The sequence below is a fragment of the Frigidibacter sp. ROC022 genome, assembly GCF_024723735.1.
Lineage (GTDB): Bacteria > Pseudomonadota > Alphaproteobacteria > Rhodobacterales > Rhodobacteraceae > SLM-1.
Genome location: NZ_JANQDU010000014.1, coordinates 1 through 2997, shown reverse-complemented (window position 1 = coordinate 2997; position 2997 = coordinate 1). Strand labels below are relative to the sequence as shown.

General features: G+C 58.6%; 2 protein-coding genes. Both read right to left on the bottom strand.

Annotation, left to right across the window (positions count from 1 at the left end; genetic code table 11):
- Positions 1-70: 70 nt before the first annotated feature.
- On the bottom strand, positions 71-1192 hold the full coding sequence (locus NUW50_RS21290) for a Coenzyme F420 hydrogenase/dehydrogenase, beta subunit C-terminal domain (protein WP_258291204.1): 1122 nt from the start codon (positions 1190-1192) through the stop codon (positions 71-73).
- 116 nt (positions 1193-1308) lie between these two features.
- Positions 1309-2496: a polysaccharide pyruvyl transferase family protein gene (locus NUW50_RS21285; RefSeq protein WP_258291203.1), complete on the bottom strand. Its 1188-nt coding sequence runs from the start codon at positions 2494-2496 to the stop codon at positions 1309-1311.
- Positions 2497-2997: the final 501 nt, after the last annotated feature.

Genomic DNA, 2997 nt, shown 5'->3' with positions numbered 1-2997 from the left:
GGCTTTCCTCCGGCGATCAAAGAAGTAAGGCCACACCAGACCTACTCAATCAGCATCTGAACGACATCACTCAAAGCCGGCCCAGGAAAGCCCGCCTAACGGTCCCGAGGAAGTTCCTGACGTTCCCTCGCAACCCACCCGACATAGCGTTGCGCAGAAGGTGAAACCCTCTGTAGGCGGGCACAGGCTTCCACAACAGCTTCAGGGCCAGGACCCGCGATAGCACAAATCGGCGCTTTGACAGTTGCCCCGGCTGGATGGCGGAAAGCCCTGCGGGATCGAACGGACTTAGTTCCAAATACCCGCTTTCGACCGCGCGCCGGAGCAGCACATCCCCTTTAACTGAGCGACCGACAGCAAGGCTCACGCCATCGCGTTCTTCGAACCGGGGATAGCCCTTCTCATCAGCTTCCCAGGCATCAGCGCAGACCACATCGGCAAAGCTTCCGATCCCATCCGGGCAGATCTTGCAGCGGAACTGGACGTGCCGCGACAAGATCCCGCCCCAGCTGTCGGCATAGGACATCTCTCTATGCGTCCCGTTCCTCAGATCTGCACGGGCCATGCCCGGCCAACCATCCCCGCGATAGCGGAAGGCAGTCACTTCGTCCTCTTCCACGCCCATCCGGGCCAGGATTTCGCGCGCACCTGCCAAACTTGGAACCCCGGCGCAGAAGAAAGAGAGAAGATAGGGGATACGTTCGGCAATCCGAGCATCCCCGACCTTCATGGCCTGCAATGCAGCAACATCGCAGGGCTTCCCTACGAAAGCGAAGCGTTGGCCGGAAGCGAGATGATGTTCGAGATCGGCGAGGGGCGCCGAGGGCGCATAGCGCGAACCCGCGGCAGCCGCGATATCACCGCATTCCGCTACAGTGATGGTGCGGTTGGCGAACTTCAACTCGGGATCGGCGGCTACCTGGAGGATCTGATCAATCTCTCCGTTGTCCAGAAGATAGGTCAATACAGCGGACAGCACACCGCCGGAAGAGCCGAGCCGACGCAAATTCGGATCGGTCGCATGCCCAGAATACATGCTCAGAAACGGCCCCCAAAGCAGATGCTGAGGCCGGTCGTCCAAAGGCAGTTGTAGTCCCACACCAGGGCAAACCTGACGGATCCGCCGGTCCTGCTCAGGAGAAACCGGCCCGGATTGCACAGGTCGCAGGAACCCGTCTTTCGAATAGCTCATGGAGACAGAACCATGGGCTATGGTCGCACAAGCCCCACAACCGCTACACAAAGAGCCCTTGAGAACCCGATCAAGAACCGGGGACGATGGCGCATTCACTTCAGGGCGCCGTTCGCTCATCCGGCACTCACGGCACGGCGCAGCGCCTCCGATGCCGCCTCCTCATAGCGCTGCAGACGGGCCAAGCCCCACGCAAGGCTCGACTCCGCCGAAAGCTTCAACTCCTCCCGCCGGTCCAGTGCATCTTCGAACTTGGCGACTATCTCATCGGCACTGTCCGATCTGCAATCCGCCAAAATATCGTAGCCAATAGAACCGAACAGCCCTGCAAACTTCCTGCTGTAGGCCATCGGAAGCACCGGCACTCCGGACGAGAACGCTGCTATGCAAGCGTGCATCCTCGCTCCAGCGAAGAAATCCATTCCCGCGATATAAGACTTGGCCTCGATAGGGCTCCCGAACTTTGGCGCCACCAGCACCTCCGGAAATTCCTCTGCCAGCGCCAGATTGGCCCGGTGATCGTCCTCGACGGCGATTGCATCGGAGACGACATGCGGCACCAGATGCAGTTCAGCATCTTTGCGCTCCAGCACCTGACGGACGATCCTTCGCACCAGGTCAGCATAGTCGCTTTGAAGGCCGAACATGTTGCTTCGGTTGTACCCACCGTTGAACAGAAGTCCCGAGACATTGAGACCGACCCGAAGTTTCTCCGACGACGCCCGTACAGGTTTCTGGAAGGAAAGCCTGAGCGCGACATCGCTGGCTTCGATGATCTCGCCCTTATAGCCCATCGAACGCAGGAAGCGGGTGGACAGGTCGTCCCGGGTGGACAGAGCGGTCGCGCGCTTCATGACCGACCCCGCCAACCATCGGGCCCAGCCTCGGTTGAACGGCCCAATCGTCTGTGGAGACAGGATCAGGGGACGCCCCGCAAGCAAGGTCAATGCCTTCGAGGCCCAGACCGTACCAAAGCGCTTGAGACCGTAGATGTCGGCAAAGCTGTCCCCGGCCCCGATGTCGAAGACCAGGTCGCACCGCTTCAACCTGCCGAAAAGGCCGCCGACCGGCTTGACGAAGTCCTTCAGTCGGAGACCGGCGACTTCGACATTCCCTTTCTGCAGGTAGAGAGGCTTCGGATCGGTCCAACCAAGGATGATGAACTTCGGCGCAAGTCCAAGTGCACGGGCGGCCTCTTCCAGAATCTCGATATGGGCAAGGGTCAAAGCACCCACGCCGAGGTTATCGGAATTGAGGGAGTGCCACACCAAGCCGATGCGCACGGGAGGACGATCAGGGGTCATATCAGGTAGTTATGCGCCAACAGCTATCAGCTGTTGTTGTCCTTCTCCTGTCAGTCCCAACAGCAGCGTCCGACCTACCAAGATGTTATTCATCATAAAAATCAATCTTATAGCGTAAAAACACAGCACTATCACTCTTGGCCCCTCGTAAATATAGCACTATGCGCGATTTGTCGCCGACATCTAGCATACCTCACGCCATTTCCCGCCCACATCTTGCCCCGACTTCCGGCCTTTCTTGCCTCACTTGGGTCTCATTGTTACGCAGAATCCAAGGACAAGAATACAAAACGGAGGATGCGGCGGTCTCACTCGATTGCGCGGTCCAGCGACAGGTCAAAGCAGCTTAGCCTTACCTTAAGAGAAATCATGAGAAGCCATGCGCCGTGGCGGTTGTCCAGCGCTTTTCTCAAAGTGCGGGCCGAGACCGGTGCGCAAAGCGATCAAAGGGCACTTCATCCATGGCGAATATCTATGTCTCTAACGCGGCCCAACTGAACA